Source organism: Halomonas sp. 707D4, assembly GCF_024158685.1.
In the GTDB taxonomy this organism is placed as follows: Bacteria; Pseudomonadota; Gammaproteobacteria; order Pseudomonadales; family Halomonadaceae; genus Vreelandella.
In genome coordinates this window covers 1-2,671 of sequence record NZ_JAMZBD010000421.1, presented here as the reverse complement: position 1 = coordinate 2,671, position 2,671 = coordinate 1, and the positions used below count along the sequence as shown (strand labels likewise).

Genomic DNA, 2,671 nt, shown 5'->3' with positions numbered 1-2,671 from the left:
GATGTAACCGCCGATGGTCGGGCCGATCGACGGCGCCATGGTCACCACCATGCCGATCACCGCCTGTACGCTGCCCATCACCCGGCGGGGAAAGATCGAGAAGCTGATCGCCTGGGTGATGGGGATCATCGCCCCGCCCATGAAGCCCTGAATGGCGCGCAGCACGATCAACTGTTCGATCGAGCCCGCCAGCGCACAGCCCAGGCTCGCCAGGGTGAAGCCGGCGCAGGAGAGAGTGAAGGCGACCCGCGTCGACAGGATGCGCATCAGCATGCCCGACAGCGGAATCATCACGATCTCGGCGATCAGGTAGGAGGTCTGCACCCAGGAGATCTGGTCCTGGCTCGCCGAAAGCCCGGACTGGATCTCGTTGAGCGAGCTGGCGACGATCTGGATATCCAGGATCGCCATGAACATGCCGAACACTGCCGCGATGAAGCCGATGCGTTGAGGCCAGGGCGGCATGTCGGTCGCGCCCTGGGGAGGCGTTGCCGGCGTGTTCATCGGGCGGGGTCGAGCTCGCGGGTGTCGATTTCGGGAATCGCCGAAAGTCCGGCACGCAGAAGCCCGAGCGATTCCGCCGGGCCGGTCACCGCGATTCTCACCGGCACGCGCTGGACGATCTTGTTGAAGTTGCCGGTAGCGTTGTCCTGGGGCAGCAGGCTGAACTCGGTGCCGGTGGCCGGCGACAGGCTATCGACCACGCCTTCGAACGTGATGTCCGGGTAGGCGTCCAGGTGAATGGCGACCGGCTGGCCGAGGCGAATGCGTTCGAGCTGGGTCTCCTTGTAGTTGGCGCTGATGTAGGCGGACTCGATCGGCACCAGCTGCAGCAGCGTGAGCGAGGGCTGGGCCAGCGCCCCGGCTCTTATGCGCAGGTTGCCGATCACCCCGTCGCGCGGGGCGACGATGCGGGTCTTGTCGAGCTGGTGCTGGGCGTAGGCGAGATCCGCCTCGGCGGCCTCCAGGCTTGCCTCGGCGCGCGCGATATCGCTTTCGGCCACGGCCAGCTGGCGCTGGGCGGACACCACGCCGGCGCGGCGGCTCGCCAGGTTGGCCTGGGCCACGCGCAGCGCGCTCTGGTCATCCTCGCGCTGCTGGCGCGAGCCGTAGTTATTGGCGGCGAGCGAGCTCGAACGCCTCAGGTGCGCCTGCGCCTGGTCCACTTCCGCCTGGGCGGCCTCCACCTGGCTCGACGCCTGATCGATGGCCGCCTGTTGAAGCTCCGCCTGGCGCTGGGCCTGGGCGAGCGATGCGCTGGCCACCGCCTGCTGTGCCCGGGCCTGGGTCAACTGGTCGCGGTAGCCGGCGTCGTCGAGCTGCACCAGCAGGTCGCCGCGCTGGACACGCTGGTTTTCGCGCACCGCGACGTCGACCACCCGCGCCGAGAGCTCGGCGCTCACCGCGACGCTGTCGGTGCGCACGTAGGCGTTGTCGGTATCGATCATGAAGCGCCCCACCTGCCACCAGTTCACCGCCCACCCGGCGAGGGCCGCCAGGGCGGCGATGGCGATGACGACCACGATCAATCTGCGTCCGCGCTTTCGGGGCTCGGCGGTAGGGTGCTCGGGGGTATCGCCTTCGCGTTCGTGGCTGGCCATGGTGATGTTCGTCCTCGTTGAAAGCAGCGGCATTGCGCCGATCATTGCACGCAGTATAGTGTAATGAAGGTTACACTACATATCTACATGAATCCGTGGCTCGAGGGAGACTCATGAATTGTCGGGTCGCGGCTGGATCAACGGCGGCGTTCGCTGCTCGATGAAGGAGACGACATGGTTCGAGGTGACACTTGCGGTACGGAAAACGAGCCTTCACAGGCGCCCAGCACGCGTGGTCAGGTACGACGCGAGCGGCTGCTCGACGCCGCGCGGGACGTGTTTCTGGAGCAGGGCTATGCGGGCGCCAGCGTGAGCGACGTGGTCGCCCGGGCCGGGGGGTCGCTCGCCACGCTCTACAAGCAGTTCGGCAGCAAGGAAGGGCTCTTCACCGCGGCGATGGAGCGCCATATCGAAACCGCCTGGGCGGTGCTGGAAGAGGGGCGGCGGGATCGCCAGGCCCCGGAGCAGGTGCTTCGTGAGCTGGGTCGACGTATGCTGCTGCTGGTGTTCGATCCCGGCGTCATCCGGCTGGTGCGCGGGCTCGCGTTCGAGGCCGAGCGCGCCCCGGAGCTTGGCGAACTGTTTCTGGTGCGCGGCCCGGACCACACCCGCCAGGCCCTGGCCGACTATCTGGCCGATCAGGTGGAGGATGGCGTGCTGGGCTTGAGTGACCCCCGCGAGGCGGCGGGGATCTTCATGGGCATGCTGCTGGGCGAGTGGCACATCAACGCGCTGCTCGGGCGTCGCCTCGATATCGACGAGGCGCGCTGCGATGCCCGCGCCCGGCGCTGCGTGGAGATATTTCTGGCCGGCGTCAGGCGGGGTAGGGCGTAAGGCTCGGCGGCTCCCCCAGGCGCTGGCCCATGCGCACCAGCGTCTCCGGCGGATACGCCGAGAAGTCGACCGGGTTCTCGAAGCACATCACCACCGTCGAGCCCAGCTTGAAAAGCCCCATCTCCTCGCCACGTGCCAGCGTGATCGGACGATCGAAGCGGGTGCGCTCGGGCGTGCCGGAAAGCGGCGTGACCTGGCCCGCCCACACGGTCTCGATGGCGGCCACCACCATCGCC

4 protein-coding genes are annotated in these 2,671 nt (G+C 67.8%); 1 reads left to right on the top strand and 3 read right to left on the bottom strand.

Going from position 1 to position 2,671, the window contains the following annotated elements; genetic code table 11:
* Both BIS11_RS14650 and BIS11_RS14645 read right to left on the bottom strand, forming a co-directional pair.
* A partial coding sequence (locus BIS11_RS14650; RefSeq protein WP_253586397.1) for an MFS transporter occupies nt 1-504 on the bottom strand: 504 nt, incomplete at its 3' end.
* Nucleotides 501-1,601 carry an HlyD family secretion protein gene (locus BIS11_RS14645; RefSeq protein WP_253422658.1) on the bottom strand — a complete coding sequence of 367 codons (1,101 nt, stop codon included), beginning with the start codon at nt 1,599-1,601 and terminating at the stop codon, nt 501-503. The genes BIS11_RS14650 and BIS11_RS14645, both read right to left, overlap by 4 nt.
* 174 nt (nt 1,602-1,775) lie before the next feature.
* Between BIS11_RS14645 and BIS11_RS14640 the strand changes: the two genes are divergently transcribed.
* The gene (locus tag BIS11_RS14640; RefSeq protein ID WP_253422655.1) at nt 1,776-2,435 is read left to right on the top strand and encodes a TetR/AcrR family transcriptional regulator; all 660 of its coding nucleotides are present in this window, start codon (nt 1,776-1,778) and stop codon (nt 2,433-2,435) included.
* Here the strand turns inward: BIS11_RS14640 and BIS11_RS14635 are convergent.
* The coding region (locus BIS11_RS14635) for a phosphatidylserine decarboxylase (RefSeq protein WP_253586396.1) at nt 2,416-2,671 on the bottom strand (256 nt) is incomplete at its 5' end. The genes BIS11_RS14640 and BIS11_RS14635 overlap by 20 nt on opposite strands.